Raw genomic sequence first — 511 nt, forward strand, 5'->3', positions numbered from 1 at the left:
GTCGGTACCCGAGTTCACCGCCCAGGCACTCAGCGACGTGACCGGCGAAAACAAGATCGAACCGCAAGGACCGCGGGACGTGGTGCTCTACGGGTTCGGCCGCATCGGCCGCCTCGTCGCACGTCTGCTCATCGAGAAGGCCGGCTCCGGCAACGGCCTGAACCTGCGCGCCGTCGTGATCCGCAGCAACGGGGAAGGTGACCTGGCCAAGCGGGCGTCGTTGCTGCGCCGCGACTCGGTGCACGGCCAGTTCAACGGCTCGATCAAGGTCGACACCGAGAACAACTGCCTGATCGCCAACGGCAACGTCATCAAGTTCATCCACAGCGACGACCCGTCGGCCGTCGATTACACGCAGTACGGCATCGACAACGCGATCCTGATCGACAACACCGGCAAGTGGCGCGACCGCGAAGGCCTGTCCAAGCACCTGCGCCCCGGCATCGCGAAGGTGCTGCTGACTGCGCCCGGCAAGGGCGATGTGCCCAACATCGTGCACGGGGTCAACCAC

The 511-nt window shown here is 65.6% G+C and carries 1 protein-coding gene; it reads left to right on the top strand.

Going from position 1 to position 511, the window contains the following annotated elements:
- The coding region (locus IMZ11_RS43710) for a glyceraldehyde 3-phosphate dehydrogenase NAD-binding domain-containing protein (protein ID WP_305075960.1) at window positions 1-511 on the top strand (511 nt) is incomplete at both ends.

The sequence above is a fragment of the Microtetraspora sp. AC03309 genome, from assembly GCF_020826795.1.
Taxonomy (GTDB): domain Bacteria; phylum Actinomycetota; class Actinomycetes; order Streptosporangiales; family Streptosporangiaceae; genus Microtetraspora; species Microtetraspora glauca.